Source organism: Caballeronia sp. LZ019 (assembly GCF_031450825.1).
Classification (GTDB): Bacteria; Pseudomonadota; Gammaproteobacteria; order Burkholderiales; family Burkholderiaceae; genus Caballeronia.
In genome coordinates this window covers 582525-606226 of sequence record NZ_JARTVZ010000003.1, presented here as the reverse complement: position 1 = coordinate 606226, position 23702 = coordinate 582525, and the positions used below count along the sequence as shown (strand labels likewise).

Sequence of the window (23702 nt, the reverse complement as noted above, 5' to 3'; positions counted from 1 at the left end):
GACATGGAACGCTTCGATTACGTGATCGTGGGCGGCGGTTCGGCGGGATGCGTGCTGGCGCAGCGCCTCTCGGCGGTGCCGTCCTTGCGCGTCGCGCTGATCGAGGCGGGCGCGGACACGCCGCCGGGCGCGGTGCCGGAGGCCATTCTCGACAGTTATCCGATGCCGGTGTTCTGCGGCGACACGTACATCTGGCCGCACCTGAAGGCGAAAGCCACCGCGGACGCCGCGCCGCGCGTGTACGAGCAGGGCCGCGTGATGGGCGGCGGCTCCGCCATCAACGTGCAGTCGGCCAATCGCGGATTGCCGCGCGACTACGACGACTGGGCGGCGACCGGCGCCGATGGCTGGGCGTGGCGCGACGTGCTGCCGTACTTCCGCAAGCTCGAACGCGACCTGAACTTCCCCGGCGGCGAATTGCACGGCAGTGACGGCCCCGTACCGATCCGCCGGATCATGCCGAAAGACTGGCCGGCGTTCTGCCATGCGTTCGCGAAGGGCTTGCGCGCGAACGGCGTCGCCGAGTTGCAGGACCAGAACGGCGAATTCGGCGACGGCTTCTTTCCCGGCGCGTTCTCGAACATCGACGACAAGCGCGTGTCCACGGCCATCGCCTATCTGGACGAAGCCACGCGCGAGCGGCCGAATCTCGCGGTGTATGCGAACTTGCGCGTCGAGCGCATCGTGATGGAAGGCGCGGCGGCGCGCGGCGTGATCGCGGTCGCGGCGAGCGGCGAGCGCGTGCGCTTCGATGCCGGCGAGGTCGTGCTGAGCGCGGGCGCGTTGCAGTCGCCCGCATTGTTGCTGCGAGCCGGAATCGGCGATGCACGCGAACTCGCGGCGCTCGGCATCGCGTGCGCGGTGGATTTGCCGGGTGTCGGACGCAATCTGCAGGATCATCCGTCGCTCACGTTCTGCCATTTTCTGGAACCGCGTTTCCGGATGCCGCTCGCGCGCCGCCGCGCCAGCATGATGGCCGCGCGCCTCACCTCCGGCGTCGCGGGCTGCGATACCTCGGACCTGTATCTGTCGAGCGCGACGCGAGCAGCGTGGCACGAACTCGGCAACCGGCTGGGTCTCTTCTTCCTGTGGTGCAACCGGCCGTATTCGCGGGGCCGCGTGCAACTGGCATCGCCCGATGCGGCCGCCTCGCCGCGCGTCGATCTGAACCTGCTCGACGACGAGCGCGACGTGCAGCGCCTCGTCGCCGGCGTGCGGATGCTCGCGCGCGTGATTCAGGCGTCGGGCCTCGGGCGCGACGAGCGTGACTTCTTTCCCGCCGCGTTTTCGCCGCGCGTCAAGGCCATGAGCAAGGTGGGCGAGGGCAACGCAGTGCTGACCAAAGCGCTCGGCATGCTGCTCGACACGCCCGCGCCGTTGCGCCGCTTCCTGATCGAACGCTTTTTCACGCGCGGGCTGAACATGGCCGCGCTGCTCGCCGACGACCGCGCGCTCGCGGAGTTCGTCCGCGCGAATGTGTTCGGCGTGTGGCACGCGAGCGGGACATGCCGAATGGGCGGCGCGCACGACCGCGACGCCGTCACGGATACCGAAGGCCGCGTACATGGCGCGCGAGGCCTGCGCGTGGTCGACGCATCGCTGATGCCGAGACTGCCATCGGCCAATACGAACATACCGACCATCATGATCGCGGAGAAGATCGCCGACGCGATGGTCGCGCAACGACGCGCGAGCGACGCAACCGACCCGATCAGCGCGGTCAACGTGTCTGGCACGCCGCCCGTCGCCGCCGCGCACTGATTTTTTTCAACCTCAACAAGAGCACGCACCAACGAAACGTGCCGCGACACGGGGACCGTCGAGAGACGGCCCGGTGACACACAAGGAGATGCAAATGTCCGTAGCTGCACAAGACGGGGCCGCCGCGCTTCCGGTGAATCAGCGGCAGATCATGGGAGCGGTGTTCGCCTCCTGCATAGGCTGGGCGCTCGATCTGTTCGATCTGTTCGTGTTGTTGTACGTCGCGCCGGTGGTCGGGCGTCTGTTCTTCCCGTCCGAGCACGCGATGCTCTCGCTCGCGGCGGTGTATGCGTCGTTCGCGGTGACGCTGCTCATGCGTCCGCTCGGCTCCGCGCTCTTCGGCTCCTACGCGGACCGTCACGGCCGCAAGGGAGCGATGATCATCGCGGTGGTCGGCGTGGGTCTCTCGACGGCGGCCTTCGGCGTCCTGCCGACCGTCGCGCAGGCGGGCGTCGTCGCGCCGATCCTCTTTCTGCTGCTGCGTCTCGTGCAGGGCGTGTTCGTCGGCGGCGTGGTGGCATCGACGCATACGATCGGCACCGAGTCCGTCGCGCCGAAGTACCGCGGCGCGGTGTCGGGGCTGATCGGCGGCGGCGGCGCGGGCCTGGGCGCGCTGCTCGCGTCGCTTACCTATCTCGCGATGTCGTCGATCTTTCCCGGCGAGCTCTTCGACGTGTGGGGCTGGCGCTGCATGTTCTTCACTGGAATCGTGAGTTCGGTGCTCGGTCTTTTCGTGTTCAACAGCCTCGAAGAATCGCCGCTCTGGAAGAAGCTCGCAGCGGAGAGGGCCGCCAAAGCCGCTGGGCAGATTCAGACCGCACCGGTCGAAGTCGTGAGCTCGCCCATTCGCACGCTCTTTTCGCGCGACTATCGCGGCGTGTTGTTCGTCAACCTGCTGCTGACCATCGGCGGCGGCAGCGGCTATTACCTCACGTCCGGCTATCTGCCGACGTTCCTCAAGGTCGTGAGCCACGCGCCCAACGGCGCCGCCGCCGCGATCCTGATGATCTGCAGCGTGGCGGTGGTGATCGCGTCGATTGCGGCGGGGCATCTGAGCACGTTCATCGGGCGCAAGAGCGCGTTCGTGTGGATCGGTCTCATTCGCCTCGTCGCGCTGCCGGGGCTTTTCCTGCTGCTGCCGACCGCGAACAGCATCACGATGATCGGCGTCTACGCGGTGCTGCTCTCCGCGCTCGGCAGCGCGGGCTATGCGCCGATCCTCATCTTCCTGAACGAGCGCTTCCCGACCGCGATTCGCGCGACCGGCACGGGCCTCTCATGGAACATCGGCTTCGCCATCGGCGGGATGATGCCGACGTTCGTTTCGCTGGTCGCCAAGGACGCCAGTCAGTTGCCGTCGACGCTCGCCATCTTCGTCGGCGCCATCAGCGTGATCTTTCTCATCGGCGCGTTCGTCGTGCCTGAAACGCTCGGCAAGCTGGAAAACAGCGGGGCGCGCAATCGGTCCTGAAACACCGGTCACCGACGGGCGCGAGACCGACGCGCCCTTACTTTTCGAATAGATAACAGAGACGCTCATCATGAAATATGACGACGACGTTCGCGCGCGATCCTACAAGTTCCGCGATGAATACGTGGGCGCGACGCCGTGGTGGTATCGCGGAGAGATGCATCTGGGCTTCACACTCGTGTTCACGACGGCAGTGATCGCGTTTTGCGCCGCGCAGCTTCACGCGCCGACCCTGGTCGAGTGGTTCGCGGTCGTGCCGCTCTTTCTGTTCGGCAACTGGGCGGAATGGGCCGCGCACCGCTACGTGCTGCATCGGCCCACGAAATACTTCAGCATGATCTACAAGCGTCACTGCGCCGTGCATCACCGCTTTTTCACGCATGTGACGCTCGAGTACAACGGACACAAGCACTGGCGGGCGCTGCTGTTCCCGCCGTTCGCGCCGGTCGCGTTCGTGCTCGCTGCCATGCCGCTCGCGTTGCTGATCGGCTTCGTGTTCTCGCGCAATGCGGGTTATGTCGCGCTCATGACCATGGCCGCGTACTACCTGATGTACGAAGGGCTGCACACGCTCTCGCATGTCACGGACAGTCCCTTTCTTGATCGTGTGCCGTTCATCAATACGGTGCGCCGCCTGCACGTGACGCATCACGATCCGGAGCAGATGGCGACGCAAAATTTCAATCTCACGTTTCCGATCTGCGATACGCTCTTCGGCACGCGCAGCGATGCGCCGCGCGCCGCCCGCGAGCGGACGACCCCACGCCGCGGCTGATCCGCGCGGGCGTCGTCAGGGCGAGGGCGCCGGCACGCCCGTCGTCACCCGCCGGATTTCTTCCGTGATGATCGCGATCAACGCCTGCGCCGCCGGTCCAATGGGCCGCTTCGGATGCGTGACCTGGATGATGTGACGCACGATCGGCGGCGAGCCGAGCGTGCGCGCGCGCAGCAGCCCTTTGTCCACCTTCTCCTGCACGACGACTCGCGGCAGTATCGTCGCAATCCGGCTTTGCTCGACGAAACGCACGATCGTGCTCAGCAAGTCGATCTCGAACTTCGGCTTGATGACGACATCGGCTGCAATCAGCGCGGCGTCGAGCGCACCGCGCAGTCCGTTTCGCCGCGTGGGCAGCACCAGTTCGATATCCGGTTGCGCGACGAGATCGATGATGTCGGGCAGTTCAGGCCCGTGCGCCGCGCTCGTTACGAGTACCATTTCTTCCACGACCAGCGGCTCGACGTCGAGCGAGAGCCGCCCCCGCGGCTTGTTGATGATCGCCGCATCGAGCCGGCCCGACTCCACGGCTTCGATGAGCTGCGCGCTGAATCCGTCCGACACCGACACTTCGACCTGCGGAAAGAGCGCGTCGAACCGCGCGAGCGATTCCGCGAGGACGCTTTGCGCTTCCGACGACACCATGCCGAGCGACACCCGGCCCGTCACGATGACATCGCGCCGGCTCAGGTGTTCGCGCGCATGCTCGATGTCGCGCATGATCGGCGTGTACAGGCGATACATGAGGCGCGCGGCTTCGGTCGGCGCCATGCCGTGCGGCCCGCGTTCGAAGAGCGTCTGCCGCAGTTCGGCCTCAAGCTTCGCGATCTGCATGCTGAGTGCGGGTTGCGCAATATTGAGCCGCTTCGCCGCCCGCGTGACGGTGCCTTCCTCGAACAGCGCGATGAAATACTGGATCTGCTTCAGTTCCATGTGACAGCCGTGCGGCGAAACGGACATGGTACCGCCGCGCGGCGATCCACGGCTGTCCAGGGCTTTCGCGATGGTGTAGCGGCTCGAGCTTCGCGCCGCGCATGACGCTTATGGAATCGCCTTTCGCTCGCGGAACTCGTCAAAGAGACGCAGAAACATGTCCGTGCTATCCACGACATCGTTGAACCCGGCCTGTCGGATCTTCGTCGTGCTGGATACCACATCCCAGTCGCAGCGGAAGATGAAATCACCGAAACCCGACTAAAAGTTTCCAGTCGCCAGTCTGTGGCCAGGCGGCGAGCAATAACTCTTTCAACCGCGCAGATTGACAATGCGGCGCCTCATCGTGCCCAACCAGAATTCGCGCCCGACTACCAAGGCGAGCCAGCGGGGGAAGGACCGTCGGCGTGCTGCCCCAGATAGTTGCGTAAGTGCTCGACGAAGCAAGCGACTTTAGCCGACAGGTTGAGGCGCTCTGGATAGACAGCGTAGATATCGGCCGGGGGAGTTTCGTAGTCTGTCAGAACCTGCACCAGCCGTCCGCTGCGAAGATATTTGGCTATATCCCACTCGGCGCGCATGAGGATTCCTTGCCCCTCGAGCGCCCAATTAAGCGCAACTTCCCCGTCGTTAGTGCTTAGTTTGCCGTGCACTTTAATGGTCTCGGTGCGACCGCCGCGACTTAGACGCCAGTTGCCGTAGGCCGCTTCGTTTTGCCGCAAAACGATGCATTGATGTTGAGTCAGATCGTGCGGGTAGGCGGGTTCCGCAGTGGTGCGCAAGTAAGTTGGCGAAGCGACCAGAAGGCGGCGATTGAGCGCGATCCTCTTCGCGATGAGCCGCGAATCAGGCATTTCCCCGAAGCGTATCGATACGTCGATGCTTTCGTCGGGCAAGCTCACGGGCCGGTCGGTGAGATGCAACTGCACCTCCACCTCGGGGAAGTCGCGGCTAAAGACTGAAATGGCGGGTCCAATGTAAGACCGGCCAAAGCCCAGCGGCGCATTCACCCGCAATAGCCCCTTGGGAGCCGCGCGACTGCTTGAAACCAGACGCTCCATGTCGTCGATGTCGCTAAGAATGCGCTGCGCATGGGCGAAATACACCTCGCCCTCATTCGTCAGGGTAATGCGTCTCGTGGTTCGGTTCAGCAGACGGACTCCCAACCGGTCTTCCAGCGCAGACAGCCGCCTGGAGACTGCCGGCGGCGTCAGATTCAACTCCTGTGCCGTTGCCACCAGACTTCCTCGCTTGACCAGCAAGCAAAAGAACCCGAGTTCGGAGTCCATGATTCGTGAGTTTTTTCGCAATGATGTTTTAAGTTTAGCTGGATTCATACGTGCCTGTACTAGTTCTACTCTTTGTTCCTGGCAATTGCCAAACGGCCACTCCGCTGCTGGAGACAGGCAATGAGAGCCGCGCAAGACGGCGAGACCGTTATCGGAACAGGAGACATCCATGGAAATGGATCTGGAAAAACGCACTCTGCGTAAGATTACCTGGCGCATCGTGCCGTTCATCATGTTGCTTTACTTCGTGGCTTATATCGACCGGGTCAATATCGGCTTCGCTTCCCTCACCATGAGAGCCGATCTGGGCTTCACTGCCTCGATTCTCGGTTTTGGCGCCGGCATCTTTTTCTGGGGCTATTTCCTGTTCGAGGTGCCTTCCAACATCATCTTGCACAAGGTCGGAGCCCGGATGTGGATCGCCCGGGTCATGGTCACCTGGGGCATCATCTCCGCTGCGATGGCCTTCGTCAAAGGGCCAACGAGCTTCTACATCATCCGATTCCTGCTCGGAGCCGCTGAGGCGGGCTTCTTCCCGGGAATCATCTTGTACCTGAGTTACTGGTTCCCGGCGCGTCACCGTGCCGGTGTAGTGGCTTTCTTCATGGCGGCTGCACCGCTCTCCACTGCGCTGGGTTCGCCGCTTTCCGCCGCCTTGCTCGAAATGAACGGCGTGATGGGGCTGCACGGCTGGCAGTGGATGTTCATTCTGGAAGCCATTCCAGCGCTCATTCTCGGTGTCGTCGTGTTCTTCTACATGACCGACAAACCCGAAAAGGCGAAATGGCTGAAGGACGACGAACGCACCTGGCTCGTCAACGTCATGAACGACGAAGCTTCGAGGCGTTCTACCAGCGCCAAGCACGGCATCATCAGTGGCCTGGCTAATCCGCGTGTGCTGGCCTTGTCGCTGATCTACTTCGGGACATCGGCAGGCCTCTATACGCTCGGCATCTGGGCGCCGCAGATCATCAAGCAGCTCGGCGTCTCTTCCATGACTGTCGGCGTACTCAATGCGATCCCGCCCGTTGTCTCGGTCATCGCCATGATTTTCTGGTCACGGCACTCCGATCGCACCGGTGAACGTACATGGCACGTTGCGCTGGCGTGTGTTGCAGCTGCCGTCGGCCTGGCTATTGCGGCGGTCGCCAATAGCGTCGTAGGACTGATCGCTGCGCTCACGCTCGTCAATATCGGCATCAGCTGCGCCAAGCCGCCGCTGTGGACCATGCCGACGATGTTTCTGTCAGGCGCTGCAGCCGCTACCGGCATCGCGACGATCAATTCGATTGGCAACCTGGGCGGCTTCGCTGGACCCGCGATGATCGGCTGGGTGAAGGATCAGACTGGCAGTTACGCAGGCGGACTCTATTTCGTTGCAGGGCTGCTCGTACTTTCCGCCGCGCTTACCTTGCTGCTCGCCCGTACGCAGAAAGCGCCTGTCACGCCCGGCAATGCCGCGGCGCATTGAAAGCCAATGGGAATGCCCCGATCACGATGTTGCTAGAGGAAATCATGATGGACAAGGAAGCAGCTGTTCAGTCTGTGACTGACACGATGGCCAAATTCACTGCTTATATCGGAAAACGTCTGCCGACGGACGTCAAGGAAAAGCTGGCCGAATTGCGCACGCTGGAAACGAATCCGCTTGCGAAATCGATCTACGATTCGATGGACGGCAACCAGAAGGCGGCCGATCAATTGAACCGTCCGAGTTGTCAGGATACCGGCGTAATTCAGTACTTCGTTGAAGCCGGCGCCAATTTTCCGCTGCTGGGAGAGTTGGAAGAAATCCTCCGCGAAGCGACTGAAGGCGCGACGCAGATGGGACCGCTGCGCCACAACGCAGTCGAGACGTTCGACGAGAAAAATACGGGCACGAATACCGGCACTCAGATTCCATGGCTCGACTGGCGCATTGTTCCCGAAAGCGATAGTTGCACGATCGATGTGTATATGGCCGGTGGCGGCTGCACGCTGCCAGGGGCGGCAAAGGTACTCATGCCGGGGCAGGGCTACGAGGGCGTGGCGGAGTTCGTGATGGACGTCATTACCGAACGCGGCGTCAACGCGTGTCCACCGCTGTTGGTCGGCATCGGTGTTTCGACGTCCGTCGAAACTGCCGCGCGTCTTTCCAAGCTGGCGATCTTGCGGCCAGTCAACTCCAGAAGCGGGAATCCGCGGGCCGCGCTGATGGAAGCACTGCTTGAAGAAGGCCTCAACGAGATAGGAATCGGTCCGCAGGGGCTCACCGGTAACAACAGCGTGATGGGCGTGAATATCGAATCTTCGGCGCGTCATCCATCTACGATCGGCGTTGCGATCAACACGGGATGCTGGGCACATCGACGCGGAAAGATTCGCATCCATGCCGACGCGTCGTACGAAATCCTGTCGCATGAAGGAGTGGCGCTATGAAGAAGGTCCTCACGACCCCCATCAAGAGCGAAGACCTCGAAGGTCTCAACGTCGGCGACGTGGTTTATCTGACTGGCCGTCTTGTGACCTGTCGTGATGTGGCGCATCGAAGGCTCATCGAGCAAGGCAGGCAGCTTCCTGTCGATCTCGCCGGCGGCGCGATCTTTCATGCTGGCCCAATCGTTCGAAAGAAAGAAGACGGCAGCTTCGAAATGGTTTCGATCGGTCCGACGACCAGCATGCGAATGGAAAAATTCGAACGTGAGTTCATCGGGCAGACTGGCGTGAAGCTGATTGTCGGAAAGGGCGGGATGGGTCCCGAGACGGCGGCCGGCTGCGAAGAGCACAAAGCCGTACACGCGATTTTCCCGGGCGGATGCGCGGTGCTGGCTGCCACGCTCGTCGAGGAAATCGAGGGCGCGAAATGGCAGGATCTTGGCATGCCCGAAACGTTGTGGATCAATCGCGTGAAAGAGTTCGGTCCTCTTATTATCTCTATCGACACCAAGGGGAATAACCTCATGGCGCAAAACAAGACCGCGTTCAACGAAAAGAAGAAGCCGATTCTCGAGAAGATCAGCGCCCAACTCAGTTTCATCAAGTAAGCCCTTGCTCAGGCTGCCCCAGACCTTTGTTCAGGCAGCCTTGAACGAGGCACTGCATACACCCAATCCATGAAGGACGGAGACACACATGAAAACCTATCGCATTGCAACCATCCCCGGTGACGGCATCGGCAAAGAAGTGGTTCCCGCTGGCCAACGAGTCCTCGAAGCACTCGCCAACTCGGAGAAGTCGTTTGCATTCGAGTTCGAGAACTTCGACTGGGGCGGTGACTATCACCGCAAGCACGGCGTGATGATGCCCGAGAACGGTCTCGATGCGATTCGCGACAAGGACGCCATTCTGTTCGGCTCGGCAGGCGACCCGGATATTCCCGACCACATCACGCTTTGGGGCCTTCGCCTGAAAATCTGCCAAGGTCTGGATCAGTACGCGAACGTGCGTCCGACGCGCATTCTCCCGGGCATCGACGCACCGCTCAAGCGCTGTAAGCCGGAAGATCTGAACTGGGTGATAGTGCGCGAGAATTCGGAAGGCGAATACTCGGGTGTCGGCGGGCGCGTGCACCAGGGTCATCCGATCGAGGCGGCAACGGACGTGTCTATCCTCACTCGCGCCGGTGTCGAACGGATCATGCGTTTCGCATTCAAGCTGGCGCAATCTCGTCCGCGCAAGCTGCTCACCGTTATCACCAAGAGCAACGCGCAACGCCACGCAATGGTCATGTGGGATGAGATCGCGCTCGAAATTTCAAAGGAGTTCCCCGACGTCAAATGGGACAAGGAACTCGTCGATGCGTCAACCGCGCGCATGGTGAACCGCCCGGAGACGCTCGATACGATCGTCGCCACCAACTTGCACGCGGATATCTTGAGCGACCTGGCTGCTGCACTTGCGGGTAGTCTCGGCATCGCGCCGACCGGCAACATCGATCCCGAGCGCCGCTATCCGTCGATGTTCGAGCCGATTCACGGCTCTGCATTCGACATCATGGGCAAAGGCCTCGCGAATCCGGTCGGCACATTCTGGTCGGTGGTGATGCTGCTCGAACACCTCGGTGAATTCGATGCTGCCAGGCGTGTCATGCAGGCAGTCGAAACGGTGACCGCTGACAAGTCTCTCCATACGCGAGACCTTGGCGGTACCGCAACGACCGCGCAAGTCACCGAAGCGGTCTGCTCGCAACTTCAACAGATAGCTGCGGGGCAGGCTGCTTGAGGGATGACACTGTGAGTTCCGCGCTCGTCGGCATGACGGCGGGCGCGTACTGCACTTTCGACCTCACCAATGCGACGCCATGTGGCGCGTCATGACGTTCGCTGAGCGATTGATATTCGTGATGCGGGTGAAAAGACCCGTAGCGCGTTTCGCTTCGATCAAGGCCGGACGCCAACGTGCGAAAGCATTGATGAAACCCTCTCGATCGAGCAGTCTGCCGGTCGAGATCAATGGCGCGGACGGGGACCGTCTACTCAAGGACATGTTCGACGCTGCGATGGCGACAGCGCAGCCGGCCTTGCGTGTTCGTCAGTTTCCCATCTACATCGCCGGTCAGTGCGGCGGCCTTTCAAGGAGTCTATAACGATGCGGCGAACCCGAAACGCGAAGATTGTTGCGACCTTGGGTCCGCCGAGCACGAGCCGGGACACGATCGAGGCGCTCTTCAAGGCAGGTGCGGATGTCTTCCGCCTCAACTTCAGTCATGGTTCCCATGAGGACCATCAACGGCGACTAGAAATCATCCGGTCGATCGAGAAGGACCTGCGCCGGCCGATCGGTATCCTTCTCGATCTTCAAGGGCCCAAGCTCCGAATCGGTACCTTCGTGAGCGGTCCGGTGTCGCTTGCGAAGGGCGACTCATTCCGGCTCGATCTCGACACGAATATGCCGGGCGACGCGAGCCGCGTTGCGCTCCCGCATCCGGAAATCTTTGCGGCTCTGAAACCAGAAGCGAACTTATTGCTGGACGATGGGCGAATTCAGTTGCGAGTCGAACGATGCGGTCCGGACTTTGCAGAAACCACGGTATTGGTCGGCGGGCCGTTGTCGGAACGCAAGGGCGTCAACGTTCCCGATGTGGTGTTGCCGCTTTCCGCCATGACGGAAAAAGATTGCCGCGACCTCGAGTTCGGCCTCGGCCTTGGCATTGACTGGCTCGCGCTGTCGTTCGTACAGCGCGCCGAAGATATTCGGGAGGTCAGAAAGATCGTCGGCGATCGAGTGGGCATTGTGGCGAAGCTGGAGAAACCGGCGGCAATCGGTAGCCTCGATGCGATCGTCGACGAGGCAGATGCCGTGATGGTTGCGCGCGGCGATCTTGGCGTTGAAATGCCCGCCGAACAGGTGCCAGCGATTCAGAAGCGTATCGTGCGCGCTTGTCGAAAGGCCGGCAAACCGGTGATAGTGGCGACTCAAATGCTCGAGTCGATGGTGACAGCGCCCGTGCCGACCCGAGCGGAGGCCTCCGACGTGGCCACTGCCGTGTATGACGGCGCCGATGCGGTGATGCTTTCTGCGGAATCGGCCAGTGGGAAATATCCCGTCGAAGCCGTGCGGATGATGGACTCGATCATCTCGCAGACCGAGCATGACCCTTACTATCGCGAGGTGATTGCGGCGTCTCACGCCGAGCCTCGCGCGACGCCTTCGGACGCCATCGGCTATGCAATGCGGCACGTTACGGGCTTGCTGAAGGCCGTCGCCACGGTTGCGTACACCAGTTCCGGTTACTCAGCGCTGTGCATGGCGCGCGAACGTCCCTGCGCGCCGATCGTCGGCATGACGCCGCAGACGGGAACGGCTCGCCGTCTCGCCTTGGCGTGGGGTGTCCATTCCGTCTTGTGCAAGGAGTTGGTCGACGCGGCGGAGGTCAGTGAGTTGGCATGCGAGACAGTTGTTGCGGAAGGCTTCGGCGAAGCAGGTGAGACCGTCGTTATTTCTGCGGGGATGCCGTTCGGCACGCCGGGTACCACCAATCTCTTGCGCATCGCGCAGATTCAGTAGGCACAAGTTGGCTCTTAGCTCGAGGCATCTGAAGATAACGCTAAGCCGAGCCGTTCGATTGCCAACCCCACACTCGGACCTGACGGGAGACGCGGTTCTTTTACAGCAAGACCAGTGCAATCGCTAAAGTGATCGGTAATAAAGCCGTAAACGGGTGTTTACCCTAAAGTACTGGCATGAAAAATATTCCCTTTCGGGTCCGCATGTGGATCCCTTTGGCAATCAGCCTCATTTGTCTCACCGCGCTCTCCATTTTCGATGCTTTCGAGATGCGCGAGATCCGATTAGAAGAACGGCGCGCCACGCTTGGCGCGGTCACGGACGCTGCCCTCAACACGATCAAAGACTACGCGGCAAAAGCGCAGACGGGACAGCTCACGGACGCCGAGGCGCGCACACAGGCTGCCGAGCGCGTGCGCGTCATGCGTTATGGCGGCGATGGCTATTTCGCGATCATCGATCCCGATGTCACGCTCGTGATGCACTCCACCAAGCCAGACATGGAAGGCAAGAGCGCCAAAGACATTCAGGACAAGGACGGCATTCACATGTGGTCCGATGCGGTGGCGCTTGCACAGCGCGACGGCCAGGGCTTCCTGCGTTATAGCTGGCCGAAGCCGGGTGCAACCGAAAGCGTGCCCAAGCTGAGCCATGTCGCCTCCTACAAGCCGTGGCAATGGACGATTCTGACGGGCGTCTACCTCGATGATCTTCAGGCGGACTTCATGCGGTCGGTGTATCGCGCGCTGCTGGTCTTCGCTGGCATGGCCACGCTGCTCGCGCTGACTACAGTGCTGCTGAACCGCTCTCTGCGACGCACGCTCGGCGGAGAGCCCGAATATGCGGTTCAGATCGCAGACGGTATTGCGGGCAACGACTTATCGGTATCTGTCGTGACAAAACCGGATGATCGCACGAGCCTCCTGTATTCAATCAGCCGCATGCAGCGGCAACTTAAGCAGACCGTCACGGCCATCAAGACATCCGCGGACTCGATCGCGACTGCATCCCAACAAATTGCAGCCGGCAATCTCGATCTGTCGCAGCGTACGGAGGAGCAGGCGGCATCGCTCCAGCAGACTGCGGCGAGCATGGAAGAATTGACGTCGACGGTTACGAACAACACGAGTAACGCGCACGAAGCAAATCGTCTTGCGTCTGCCGCAGCGGATGTCGCCGACCGCGGAGCGAGCGTCGTTTCGGACGTCGTGTCGACGATGGAAGCGATCAATACCGACTCGAGGCAGATCGCAGAGATCGCCGGAATCATCGAGGGCATAGCGTTTCAGACGAACATCCTGGCGCTGAACGCTGCCGTCGAAGCCGCGCGCGCGGGCGAGCACGGGCGGGGCTTTGCGGTGGTCGCCTCGGAAGTGCGATCCCTTGCGCAACGGTCGTCGGCGGCATCGAAAGAAGTACGCGAACTGATCGACAGGTCGGTGGATCGAGTGCGCGCCGGAACGAGCCATGTCGAGAATGCCGGTGCGACGATGACGCAGATTACCGAAGCCATCAAGCGAGTCACCGGGCTGATGAGCGAGATCGCCGCCGCTTCCGAAGAGCAGAGCAAGGGCATCGGACAGGTCAACCAGGCGGTATCGCAGATGGATGAGGTGACGCAACAGAACGCGGCGCTCGTCGAAGAAGCCGCGGCTGCCACGAATGCGCTCGAAGCGCAGGCCGGCGAGTTGCGCGCGTCGACGGCGGTGTTCGTTGTCTGATGCCTGGCTCCGGCCACGACTGCTAATGCAAAGCCGACTTCACCGCCGTTGACTGATGCGACACGCGAAGGATATGAGTCGACGATTCATCCTCGCACCTACAGCGCATAGTCAAGCGGCGCGGGGCTACGACAGCTCGTGACTTGCCCCGCGCTAGACCAAGAGCCGGCTGATCTCTATGCGCGTCTTTTTGCAGACGCGGTAAGTGGCGGGAGCGTCATTGCGTAAGCGGCCTAGCTGCGATCACCTCTTCAAAGTCCCGGGCTCACGACCCAGGGACTTTTTCTTGCGCCTTGCTGTAACGACTCGCATTTGCATAGATAGGAGGAATGCATAATGCATACGAAAAGGTCGAGCCCCCGTAATGCGCTCAAAAAAAACCCGCCCTGAGGAGAGCGAGGGCGGGTGTAGTTCCCCGTCCGCCGAGAGAGGTAAAGGACGAGGAGGAGACCCGTCACCGGATGCAATCGTCATACCTGTCCTTTCGCCAGCATAAATCGCCGCCATGATCGTTCGCATCGCACAATACCCTTTGAAAAAACGCCTGTTGTACGGCGTCGCGTCTTCAGCAGCCGTTCTCGTGGCCCAGCAAGCGCTGACATGGGTCGCCCACGGTCGACTGACCTTCCTGCTCATCAGTGCATCGCTTCCCCTCATCACGGTTCTGTTCGGCGCGTGGTCCGGCGCATTGCTTCTGGCGATCGGCGTGGCGTACGGCGCACTGTGGATGCAGCCGATCGGGAGCTTCGCTGTCGATCAACCTCCGGACCGACTGGTGCTGCTGGCCTTTATCGTCGTCGGCGCATTGCTGGTCGCTGCAGGACAGCAACTCGCCAAGGTGGCCCGGCGGGCAGGAAGAGCCGAGGCGGCTACACAGGACGCAGCGGATCGCCTGTTGCAAGTGGAGCGCGACTCCCGTCACCGCTTCGACGTCGCGTTGAATAGCGCAGGCGTGCCGTTTTTCATCGTGACGCCGATGCTGCGCGACGGCCGCATCGCCGAGCTTCGTTGGGATTACCTGAACGAGGCGGCTGCTCACCTGTTCAACCCTGCCGCAGGGGTGGTCGTGGGCAGCTCGACCTCGTATGTCCGTCCGACGGGATGGGACGCGGACCTGTTGTTGAATCGGCTTGCGCCGCTGGCCGAACGCGCTGGCCGGGAAGCGTTCGACGTGTGCGTTCAAGCAGGCGCGGGCGAGCAATGGTTTCACGTCGTCGCTGCGTCGCTGGGCGGTTCAATCGTCGCGTGGTTTGGCGACATCACGCCGCGTGTGCGCGCCGAGAAGGCGCTCTCCGAGGCCGACCGCCGCAAGGACGAGTTTCTCGCGACACTCGCGCACGAGCTGCGCAACCCGCTCGCGCCGATCAGGCAGGTCGCCGAGATCCTGGAGCAACCGGGACTGACGGACGAGCGCAGGGCGTGGTGCATCGCGGTGCTGCGGCGACAGTCGGCCGCGATGGCGCTGCTGCTGGATGATCTGCTCGACGTGTCGCGCATCACGCGGGGCGCGTTGACACTGCGCAAAGAAGTCGTGGCGCTCCGGGAGGTCGTCGACGAAGCAGTCGAGATCGCGAGGCCGATTGTCGAAGGCAAGGCCCACGAGCTTGTCGTAAAGCCGCCCGCCCGGCCATTGCATATCGACGCAGACCGCTTGCGGCTCGCGCAGGTACTGGGCAACCTGCTGACGAACGCGGCGAAGTACACGCCGCCGGGTGGGCGAATCGAACTGGCAGCGACGGCAGATGACGAGGAGATCGTGCTGTCAGTCGCCGACAATGGAATCGGGATCGAGCCCGACAAGCTGTCGGCCATCTTCTCGATGTTTTCGCAGGTGAAGCCCGATCATCACCGCGAGGGTGGCCTCGGGATCGGTCTCGCGCTTTCCAAGTCGCTGATCGAGTTGCACGGAGGCCGGCTGACGGCGTCGAGCGGTGGAAAAAATCGAGGAAGCTGCTTTTCCATTCACCTCCCGGCCGCATGCCGCGTGGTGCCTGCGCCTGCTCCGACGCGGGACGCGCCAGCCGTCGCGTCGGCGGGAGCGAAGCGTTGCATCCTGGTCGTCGATGACAATGTCGATGCCGCCGATGCGCTGACCGCGCTCCTGGAACTCGAGGGGCACGAGGTGCGGACGGTTTATTCGGGCGAGGAAGCCGTTGACGTCCTCGATCACTACAGCCCGGAAGTCGTTCTGCTCGACCTTGGGCTGCCAGGCATGAGCGGATACGACGTTGCCCGGCGAATCCGGGCGACGCCCGCGATCAAGGATGTGACGATGATTGCGATCACCGGCTGGGGGCAGCCTCAAGACCGCGAGCGGACCGCCGAAGCCGGATTCGACTTCCATTTCACGAAGCCCGTAGACGTTGTCCAGCTCAATGAAGCGATCGAGAGCGCGGCCGCAGCCGTTTGACGGAATGCATGAGTTCGCGGTGCGTCCACTGCTTCGCTGGACTCGGCCCGGCTTTTCTTTGAGCGATGACGGACGAGTCGAATGGCTACGGAAACCGTCAGTAAGTATCTTGAGCCTGCTGCAACACCAGGACGAATCAACGCAAAAGGACCATTGACGCGTGGAAAGCGCCGGCGAGTCTGCGTGTATCGAAGACCAGCAACGCGACAAGCCTGCGAGGACGGCATGGCGTATGCGGGAGCTTCCGCATCGTGCGGGCGGGGGCTCGCAGGATATCGACATTCGGAGGCAACAATGAAACGCATGACCGCTAGGATTTTGGCTTCGGCGCTCGCGATGGCGCTGTCGGTAGGTGTCTACGCGCAAGGCGGCGGTGCCGGTGGTGGTGGGGGTGCAGGCGGTGGTGGCGCAGGCGGTGGCGGTGCCGGTGCGGGCAGCGCGGGCGGGACGGCCGCAGGAGCCGGCGGCGGGACGGGCATGGGCACCGGCGCGGGCGCAGGCAACCCCGGTGGGGCAGCGGGCGGAAATGCGGGCGCGGCGGGCGGCATGACGCAGGGCACGGGCACCGGCGCCATGACGAATGGCTCGTCGAATCGATCCCAGGGAAGCGGAACGCACAAGGGCACCGGTTCACACAAAGGCACGGGCAGCGGCACGACCGGTTCGTCTCAAAACAGCCAATAGGCGAAGGGCGGCCGCTACCATTGCGGAGCAGCCGGCATTTCTTGATGCAGGGATCGACGGGACGCTCGCCAAACAGATGTCGCGCGCAGCGTCCCGCGGCAGGAGGCAAGAGCGAAGAGGGGACGTAGCCCTCGAGCGATAGAATCCAACGCAGCCGCAATCGCGGTCGAACCGCCTGAAGTGCGCGCCGTGCTGCTTTGCGTCGCGGCGAGACACGTCCAGGCCCACGCGGTCAATGCGCGGCGCGCTCCATCCGCAGCGGCGATCGATCCGATCCTTCCTTCGCCGACTCGACGTTCATCCGGTTGAGCTGCTGCTTGCAATGTGCTCGACCGGTAAGCCCTGGTCGACCGACTCCATCACTGCGCCGCGACTCCGTCCCATTTCTTTGGTGCAGGGCTATTGAAACGGAACGCCTATGAGCTTGCCGATACCGCCGCGTAGTCCGCGCCCCGCCCGCTGACGGGGGCTTAGGCCGCAGTCTTGAAGACGGCCATCGTCGCGCGCAGCGTTTCAGCCTGATCCTGAAGCGAACCGGCAGCGGCAGCCGCCTGCTCGACGAGCGCTGCGTTCTGCTGAGTGACCTCGTCCATCTGGCTGATCGCCTGATTCACCTGTTCGATGCCGCGACTCTGTTCGTTCGATGCAGACGCGATCTCGTCCATGATGTCGGTGACTTTCTGGATTGCCGCGCCGATCTTGGTCATCGTCTCGCCGGCTTGCCCGACGAGTTGCGTGCCAGTGTGGACGCGCGTACTCGATGCTTCGATTAAATCGCGAATCTCCTTGGCGGCAGTCGATGAACGTTGCGCCAGACTGCGCACCTCGCCCGCCACCACGGCGAACCCGCGCCCCTGTTCGCCCGCGCGTGCCGCTTCCACCGCTGCGTTCAGCGCAAGGATATTGGTCTGAAACGCGATGCCTTCGATCATGCCGATGATCTCGGCGATCTTGTGCGAGCTTTGTTCGATCTCGGCCATCGTGCCCACGACGTCGTTGACGATCGTCGCGCCTTCGTTTGCAACATCGCGCGCATTCCCGGCCAGGCCGCTCGCCTGACGTGCGTTTTCGGAGTTGTGCCTGACGGCCGCAGTCAGCTCTTCCATGCTCGCCGCTGTTTCTTCGAGCGATGCTGCCTGCTGCTCGGTGCGCGACGACAGGTCCGTGTTGCCCACGGCGATTTCACGGCTCGCGTTCGCGATTGCATTAGCGGACGTCTTCACGCTGTCAACGGCTGAGAGCAATTGCGCGCGCATGCGGGCCATCGAATACATGAGGCTCGACTGGTCATTCGCGGCAGTGGCCACGTCGACGGCGAGATTGTTGTCCGCGATCTGATTGGCCACTTCTGCTGCGTAGGCCGGTTCCCCGCCCATCGACCGAAGAATCCCGCGATTGAGGCGCGACACGACGAAGCTCAAGACGATCGCGATCACCGCGAGCACGCCGAGGCTCCATTTGAGCGACGCATGAAACGCGGCATCGATGTCGTCGATGTAGACGCCGGTTGTGATGAGCCAGTCCCACGGCTGATACATCGACACGTAGGACATTTTCGGCAGAATTTCAGTGCTGCCGGGCTTCGCGAACGAATAGTAGGCGTAGCCTGCGCCCTGGCGCTTGCCCACACCGATGAGTTCGCGATAGAGATAGACCCCGTTCGGGTCCCTGAAGTCCATCATCGTCTTGCCAACGAATTCCGGCTTCATCGGATGCGCAAGCACCTTCGCCTGCGAATCGAAAACGCTGAAGTAGCCGTTGTCGCCGAACCGTATATCGCGGATGGCGTTGAGCGCACCATTCCGGGCTTGCTCCTGCGTGATGGCGCCAGTGCTGGCCTGCTTGGCGAACTCACGAATGATGCTGTCCGCGATTTCGGTGGCGTGCTTGATGTCCAACTGCGTCTGTTCCGTGCGGATCGAGCGCATGCGAAAGGCGTCGGCAACCGAGATTCCTGCGAGGCATACGAGGCTTAGCAGCAGAGGCAGCCAGAGTTTTTTGGAAAAGGTCATGTCGTTGGCGTCCGGGTTCGTTGGCGTGTTCAGGCGGTGGCGCTTTGCATCAGCGCCATTTCCTCGCTCGTGATGAGCTTCTCGATGTCCATCAGGATCAACATATGGTCGTCGACGGTCCCGATGCCGGTGATGTAGTCGGTGCTCATCGTGGAGTTGAAGCCCGGCGCAGGCCGGATCTGATCAGGCGTAAGCGTCTGCACGTCCGATACGCCGTCCACGACGATGCCGACCACTCGCCCCGCCACGTTGAGCACAACGACAACCGTCTGGTCGTCGTAGGCGGCGCGCGCCAACTCGAACTTGAGGCGCATATCGGCAATCGGCACGATTACGCCGCGCAGGTTGATGACGCCCTTGATGAACACGGGCGCGTTGGCCACGCGCGTCACCGCGTCATAGCCGCGAATTTCCTGAACCTTCAGGATATCGATCCCGTACTGTTCTTCGCCCAGGTTGAAGATGAGGAATTCTTTGCCGCCCGCTTCGGGCGCGCCGTGTCTTTGATCGCTATTCATGTCTGCAAGTGCTGTCCGAAATTCTGCTTGAGCGCCGTCCATCACGACGAACGCTTCTACCTGCCGGACAACGGCACGCTGGAAAAAAACTGAACAGCGACGTTCCGTGTTTTCCGCCTTGCCAAGGTCCGCCGCAAAAAAACGACCGGTCGATCAGTTAGTTCTTTTAGCTTCTTGAAGAGCCGATTCTTAATGGTCGATAACTGTGCTGCATCGCCTTGCGGGACAAGGCAGCAAGCCCGCGAAACGGCGTGCGAACTCGCTCGTGCGGCAACGCGCTGAAACGGACGAAATGAAGGTTCAAGGCGTCGCCTATTTTTTAGCCAGAAACCGCGCTAAGTGGAGCTCTTTAATCAAGTGGTCTCGACCATTTCCGGTATTCAGAGAGCTCAACGCGGGTCGCGGAGATCATTGCCGTCATCCAGGGCATCTCCTTCCAAACGAACATCCTGGGTATCAACGCGGGCGTCGAAGCGGCACGCGCTGACGAGCAGGGCAGGGACATCGCTGTTGTGCGCCCACGGAAGTCTCACGCTTTCTCAATCGAGACCTCGGGCGAAAAGGTTACGACCGGCACACGACATCATGAGCGAGATCTTTGCGGCCAGGAATACCGAGGACGGAGTCGTTGTCAGTAGCGCCTAAAGGTCTTGGCGCTACTGCCGATATCGAGGGCAGCCGGATGAAAGTCGGCGTCTGTCAAGACAGTTAGCCCGCCATCGAGCGGGCACTTTTTTGTGCCTTCGACGCACAATGGCGCCTCGGAAATATCTTCAAAGCTGCGGGCAGCAGTGCGATACGAGCGTTGTTGTGACCATGGACGAGGTCCATCCGGCTGAGCTCATCGCCAGATACTTCGATGCACGCGTCGATCACTGAGTCCCCCAAACTGCTAAGCGGTGCCAGCCACAGGTAGATGCGAGTCGAGTCATTTGCGGCCTACGCTCGCCGAGTTTTCGTTAGCACCCTTATTCAAGGTCATTGGCAAACGACCGTTATATGACGGGCAATTGACCTACTCATGGAAAGCATATGCAGTTCAGAAACATTCGCATCGCAGTCAAGCTCGCGATCGGCTTTGGAATCGCCCTCTTGTCTTTGTGCCTAATTGGCGGCACCGCCATGTTCCAGGTTTCGCGGGTATACCGAGGCACAGAAGACATTGCGAAGAATTGGCTACCCAGCGTCCAAACGCTTAGCGATATTCGCGCGTCGGCGAACGCGGTGAGACGAGCGACGCTGGTCACCGTGGTGACTACGGATGCACAAGAGAAAGCGAGGCAGCTTCAGAAGCACACTGACTCATTGCAAGCGCTTAACGGCGCAATGTCGCGATATGAGTCCATGTTGTCTTCGCCCGAGGAAAGGCAAATCTTCTCCGATATGAAGGCGGCCCTGTCTGTCTACCTGAAGGAAGACGAGAAGATTGCCGCGCTGATGCAGCAGGGCGATAGCCACTTCGACGAGGCGCGCAAGCTCGCCGGGAACGACTCTTCGCTTCTTCTGGCTCCGGTAATGGAGTTGATCGACAAAGACGTGGCGATCAATCGAAAGGGAGCCAACGACGCGGCAGAGGCCGCGTCCGACAACTACCGTACGACAGTACTCGTAACGGCGGTCATGATCGCGGCTGCATTGCTTGCAAGCGTCGTCGTTGCCGTTCTGATCACCCGTTCCATCGTCGCGCCGATTCGCCGCTCGGTGGCGTTCGCAGAGACGGTTGCGCAAGGCGATCTGACATCCGCTATTACCGACGACGCGAAAGACGAGACCGGCCAGCTCTTGCGAGCACTGCACCACATGAACCAGCGTCTGTCCGACCTGGTCGGCAAGGTGCGCGCCGGCAGTCAGAGCATCGCGACCGCTTCTGCTCAGATCGCCGCAGGCAACACCGATCTGAGCCAACGAACCGAGGAGCAAGCGGCTTCGCTGCAAGAGACGGCGGCAAGCATGGAAGAACTCACTTCGGCGGTGAAGCAGAACAGTGAGAACGCTATGCAAGGCAACGAGCTGGCCGCAAACGCTTCGGAGGTGGCCGAACGTGGTGGTGTGGTTGTCAGCCGTGTCGTCGAAACGATGAGGGACATCAGCACAAGCTCCGCGAAGGTTGCAGAGATCATCGCGGTGATCGAAGGCATTGCCTTCCAAACGAATATCCTGGCCCTCAACGCAGCCGTCGAAGCGGCTCGGGCAGGGGAGGACGGCAGGGGCTTTGCCGTTGTGGCCGGTGAAGTGCGCACGCTCGCTCAGCGAAGCGCGACGGCCGCAAAGGAGATCAAGGACCTTATCGGCGCATCCGTTGACAAGGTGAACGTTGGTTCGCAATTAGTGGAAGAGGCCGGACTGACAATGACCGAGGTAGTGAGTTCGGTCAAGCGTGTCGCGGACTTGATGGGCGCCATCTCGACAGCTTCGACCCAGCAGCACGCCGGCATCGAACAGGTCAATGTCGCGGTCTCGCAGATGGACGAGGTCACGCAGCAGAACGCCGCGCTCGTTGAACAGGCCAGTGCCGCTGCGCAGTCGATGGCGCAGCAATCGAGTGAGCTGCGCGATGTCGTCTCGGTTTTCAAGGTCAAGGATAACAACCACATCATCGAAAGACAGCCGGTCATGCCGGCAGCAACCACCCGTCCACAGGCAGCTCGACGGTCGGCACCAATGCCATCGAAGGCGGTCAAGCCGATCGTAGCGGCAGAACTGGTGTCTGCGGACAGCGGCGACTGGTCAACGTTCTAAACGCGGATGGGACGCAACGGCGCGTAACGACACGCTTGTCTTCGTAGCTGTGATGTCGGTACAGCCGCTCGGTCACCGGATCGCAGCTACGCGAAAAAGACAGCAAGATAGAAAACAGATGAAGACGCACAACGAAAAGACTCCATCGATGCGCCGTGAGGTGTTTCGCTGCAGCGGGGAGCAGCTCGACGCAATCTTGCGGTTTGCTGAGGAGCGCCGTCTCGACGAGCGGCCGCTGCAGTGGGTGGTCGCGCAATACTTTCTGTCGCCGGTTGGCCGGGCCTGACAGTGAACCCTGGCGGAACTTGCGTGTGCCGACAACGACGGCAACGCCTCTCGGTGCATGTGGTCGTGCGTCGCAACGCCGGAGCGCCAATGGCGCTACTTGAGGTTCGCTTTTTGCAGAGAAGAAAGAAGGAAGAATTCACCGATGGTAAATGCCAATACCCGTTTGTTGGTGGTCGATGACATGGCCACCATGCGCAGTCTGATCCGGAAAATGCTGAGGGCGATCGGTTATACGACCATCGACGAAGCAGAAGATGGCCTCGCAGCGCTCGAGAAATTGCGCGCACAGAAAGTCGATATGGTCATAACTGATTGGAACATGCCCAATATGGACGGGCTGTCTCTCCTGCAGGAAATCCGCAAGTCCGAGGATTTCGCAGAACTGCCGGTCTTGATGGTGACCGCTGAGAAGAGGCGTGAGAATGTGCTCGCGGCAATTCACGCCGGTGCTAGCGGCTATATCGTCAAGCCGTTCTCCGAGGCCGCGCTCGCAGACAAGCTGGCTCAGATCGCACCGCTATCCGCGAGCGACGCCCCAACGGGTCAAGGCGTGTCACCATTCGGGGCTCTCTTCGAACGGACGATGTAACGGCCATTGGTCACACTTTGTTTCAATTTGTTGCAAACGCCCGAGGGCCGCGTCAGTAAAGGCGCTCGGGCGACTGCTGGCGCGTTCGAGCTGCCGCGTGGTCGCTCGCATGGTAAAGATTTCAACGCAGGCACCGTTAGAAGAAACATTGCCAGTGAGAAACGACATCATGAAGATCCAGACGACCAACATCGCAGATACATCGCGTGAACTTACTGTTCGACGTGCAACAAGCAGCGGTGCAAACTACGCCGCCGGCACCGCACAGCAAGCTGACGCCGTTCGCGCGCCTAACTCCGCAGTGACGCTTGCTTCAATCTCCACTTTGCGCCCCTCGAGTGCGACGGATATCGATATGGACAAGGTGTCAGCGATCAAAGCCGCCCTGCGTGACGGTAGCTACCGTATCGATTCGGGCAACATCGCCGACGGGATGCTTGGCGCGGCGCGCGAGCTCATGCAAAAGGCACCGCGGGGCTGAAGGAGCGCGTCCCCGTCTGTCGGACTGAACCGACTCGGGACAGGAA

The 23702-nt window shown here is 61.4% G+C and carries 21 protein-coding genes; 17 read left to right on the top strand and 4 right to left on the bottom strand.

All coding sequences use genetic code 11. The features are described 5' to 3' along the window. Positions 1–3 precede the first annotated feature (3 nt). The 3 genes from P9255_RS11240 (at position 4) to P9255_RS11230 (ending at position 4007) form a co-directional block, all read left to right on the top strand. Positions 4–1761, top strand: a complete 1758-nt coding sequence (locus tag P9255_RS11240; protein ID WP_309767697.1) for a GMC family oxidoreductase N-terminal domain-containing protein — start codon at positions 4–6, stop codon at positions 1759–1761. 94 nt (positions 1762–1855) lie between these two features. Further along, a complete protein-coding gene (locus tag P9255_RS11235) occupies positions 1856–3232 on the top strand; it encodes an MFS transporter (protein WP_309767700.1) in 1377 nt (458 codons plus the stop codon). A gap of 70 nt (positions 3233–3302) precedes the next feature. Then, positions 3303–4007, top strand: coding sequence for a sterol desaturase family protein (locus tag P9255_RS11230; RefSeq protein ID WP_309767702.1), 705 nt, complete (start codon positions 3303–3305; stop codon positions 4005–4007). Positions 4008–4022: 15 nt separating this feature from the next. Here P9255_RS11230 and P9255_RS11225 read toward each other — a convergent pair whose 3' ends face one another. After that, on the bottom strand, positions 4023–4940 hold the full coding sequence (locus tag P9255_RS11225; RefSeq protein WP_309768239.1) for a LysR family transcriptional regulator: 918 nt from the start codon (positions 4938–4940) through the stop codon (positions 4023–4025). A 371-nt stretch (positions 4941–5311) separates the two neighbouring features. After that, positions 5312–6229 (bottom strand): LysR family transcriptional regulator, encoded by a 918-nt coding sequence (locus P9255_RS11220; protein ID WP_309767704.1) that lies wholly within the window; start codon positions 6227–6229, stop codon positions 5312–5314. 169 nt (positions 6230–6398) lie between these two features. Here P9255_RS11220 and P9255_RS11215 point away from each other — a divergent pair, with 169 nt between their 5' ends. The 9 genes from P9255_RS11215 to P9255_RS11175 all read left to right on the top strand — a co-directional run bounded on the left by P9255_RS11215 (position 6399) and on the right by P9255_RS11175 (position 17029). Next, entirely contained in the window at positions 6399–7700 is a 1302-nt protein-coding gene (locus P9255_RS11215) for an MFS transporter (RefSeq protein WP_309767706.1), read from the top strand. Positions 7701–7747: 47 nt separating this feature from the next. After that, the gene (ttdA, locus tag P9255_RS11210; RefSeq protein WP_309768241.1) at positions 7748–8647 is read left to right on the top strand and encodes a L(+)-tartrate dehydratase subunit alpha; all 900 of its coding nucleotides are present in this window, start codon (positions 7748–7750) and stop codon (positions 8645–8647) included. Further along, positions 8644–9252, top strand: coding sequence for a L(+)-tartrate dehydratase subunit beta (ttdB, locus tag P9255_RS11205; RefSeq protein WP_309767709.1), 609 nt, complete (start codon positions 8644–8646; stop codon positions 9250–9252). The genes ttdA and ttdB overlap by 4 nt, the downstream gene beginning before the upstream one ends. An 88-nt stretch (positions 9253–9340) precedes the next feature. Next, a complete protein-coding gene (locus P9255_RS11200) occupies positions 9341–10429 on the top strand; it encodes a tartrate dehydrogenase (RefSeq protein WP_309767711.1) in 1089 nt (362 codons plus the stop codon). 79 nt (positions 10430–10508) lie between these two features. After that, entirely contained in the window at positions 10509–10793 is a 285-nt protein-coding gene (locus tag P9255_RS11195) for a hypothetical protein (RefSeq protein WP_309767712.1), read from the top strand. Positions 10794–10795: 2 nt separating this feature from the next. Further along, positions 10796–12214 carry a pyruvate kinase gene (gene pyk, locus P9255_RS11190; RefSeq protein ID WP_309767713.1) on the top strand — a complete coding sequence of 473 codons (1419 nt, stop codon included), beginning with the start codon at positions 10796–10798 and terminating at the stop codon, positions 12212–12214. A 203-nt stretch (positions 12215–12417) separates the two neighbouring features. Beyond that, entirely contained in the window at positions 12418–13935 is a 1518-nt protein-coding gene (locus P9255_RS11185; protein ID WP_309789492.1) for a methyl-accepting chemotaxis protein, read from the top strand. 505 nt (positions 13936–14440) lie between these two features. Beyond that, positions 14441–16345, top strand: coding sequence for an ATP-binding protein (locus tag P9255_RS11180; protein ID WP_309767716.1), 1905 nt, complete (start codon positions 14441–14443; stop codon positions 16343–16345). A gap of 294 nt (positions 16346–16639) precedes the next feature. Further along, on the top strand, positions 16640–17029 hold the full coding sequence (locus P9255_RS11175) for a hypothetical protein (protein WP_309789491.1): 390 nt from the start codon (positions 16640–16642) through the stop codon (positions 17027–17029). Positions 17030–17499: 470 nt separating this feature from the next. Here the strand turns inward: P9255_RS11175 and P9255_RS11170 are convergent, their stop codons facing one another. Both P9255_RS11170 and P9255_RS11165 read right to left on the bottom strand, forming a co-directional pair. Beyond that, a complete protein-coding gene (locus P9255_RS11170; protein ID WP_309767720.1) occupies positions 17500–19041 on the bottom strand; it encodes a methyl-accepting chemotaxis protein in 1542 nt (513 codons plus the stop codon). A gap of 29 nt (positions 19042–19070) precedes the next feature. Next, positions 19071–19559, bottom strand: a complete 489-nt coding sequence (locus tag P9255_RS11165; protein WP_309767721.1) for a chemotaxis protein CheW — start codon at positions 19557–19559, stop codon at positions 19071–19073. A 407-nt stretch (positions 19560–19966) separates the two neighbouring features. Here P9255_RS11165 and P9255_RS11160 point away from each other — a divergent pair, with 407 nt between their 5' ends. The 5 genes from P9255_RS11160 to flgM all read left to right on the top strand — a co-directional run bounded on the left by P9255_RS11160 (position 19967) and on the right by flgM (position 23656). Then, the gene (locus tag P9255_RS11160; protein ID WP_309789526.1) at positions 19967–20197 is read left to right on the top strand and encodes a methyl-accepting chemotaxis protein; all 231 of its coding nucleotides are present in this window, start codon (positions 19967–19969) and stop codon (positions 20195–20197) included. Positions 20198–20591: 394 nt separating this feature from the next. Next, positions 20592–22298, top strand: coding sequence for a methyl-accepting chemotaxis protein (locus tag P9255_RS11155; RefSeq protein WP_309767722.1), 1707 nt, complete (start codon positions 20592–20594; stop codon positions 22296–22298). Between the two features lie 118 nt (positions 22299–22416). Continuing rightward, positions 22417–22584, top strand: a complete 168-nt coding sequence (locus P9255_RS11150) for a hypothetical protein (RefSeq protein ID WP_309767724.1) — start codon at positions 22417–22419, stop codon at positions 22582–22584. A 144-nt stretch (positions 22585–22728) separates the two neighbouring features. Continuing rightward, positions 22729–23175, top strand: coding sequence for a response regulator (locus P9255_RS11145; RefSeq protein WP_309767726.1), 447 nt, complete (start codon positions 22729–22731; stop codon positions 23173–23175). Positions 23176–23284: 109 nt separating this feature from the next. Next, on the top strand, positions 23285–23656 hold the full coding sequence (gene flgM / locus P9255_RS11140; RefSeq protein ID WP_309767727.1) for a flagellar biosynthesis anti-sigma factor FlgM: 372 nt from the start codon (positions 23285–23287) through the stop codon (positions 23654–23656). Positions 23657–23702 lie beyond the last annotated feature (46 nt).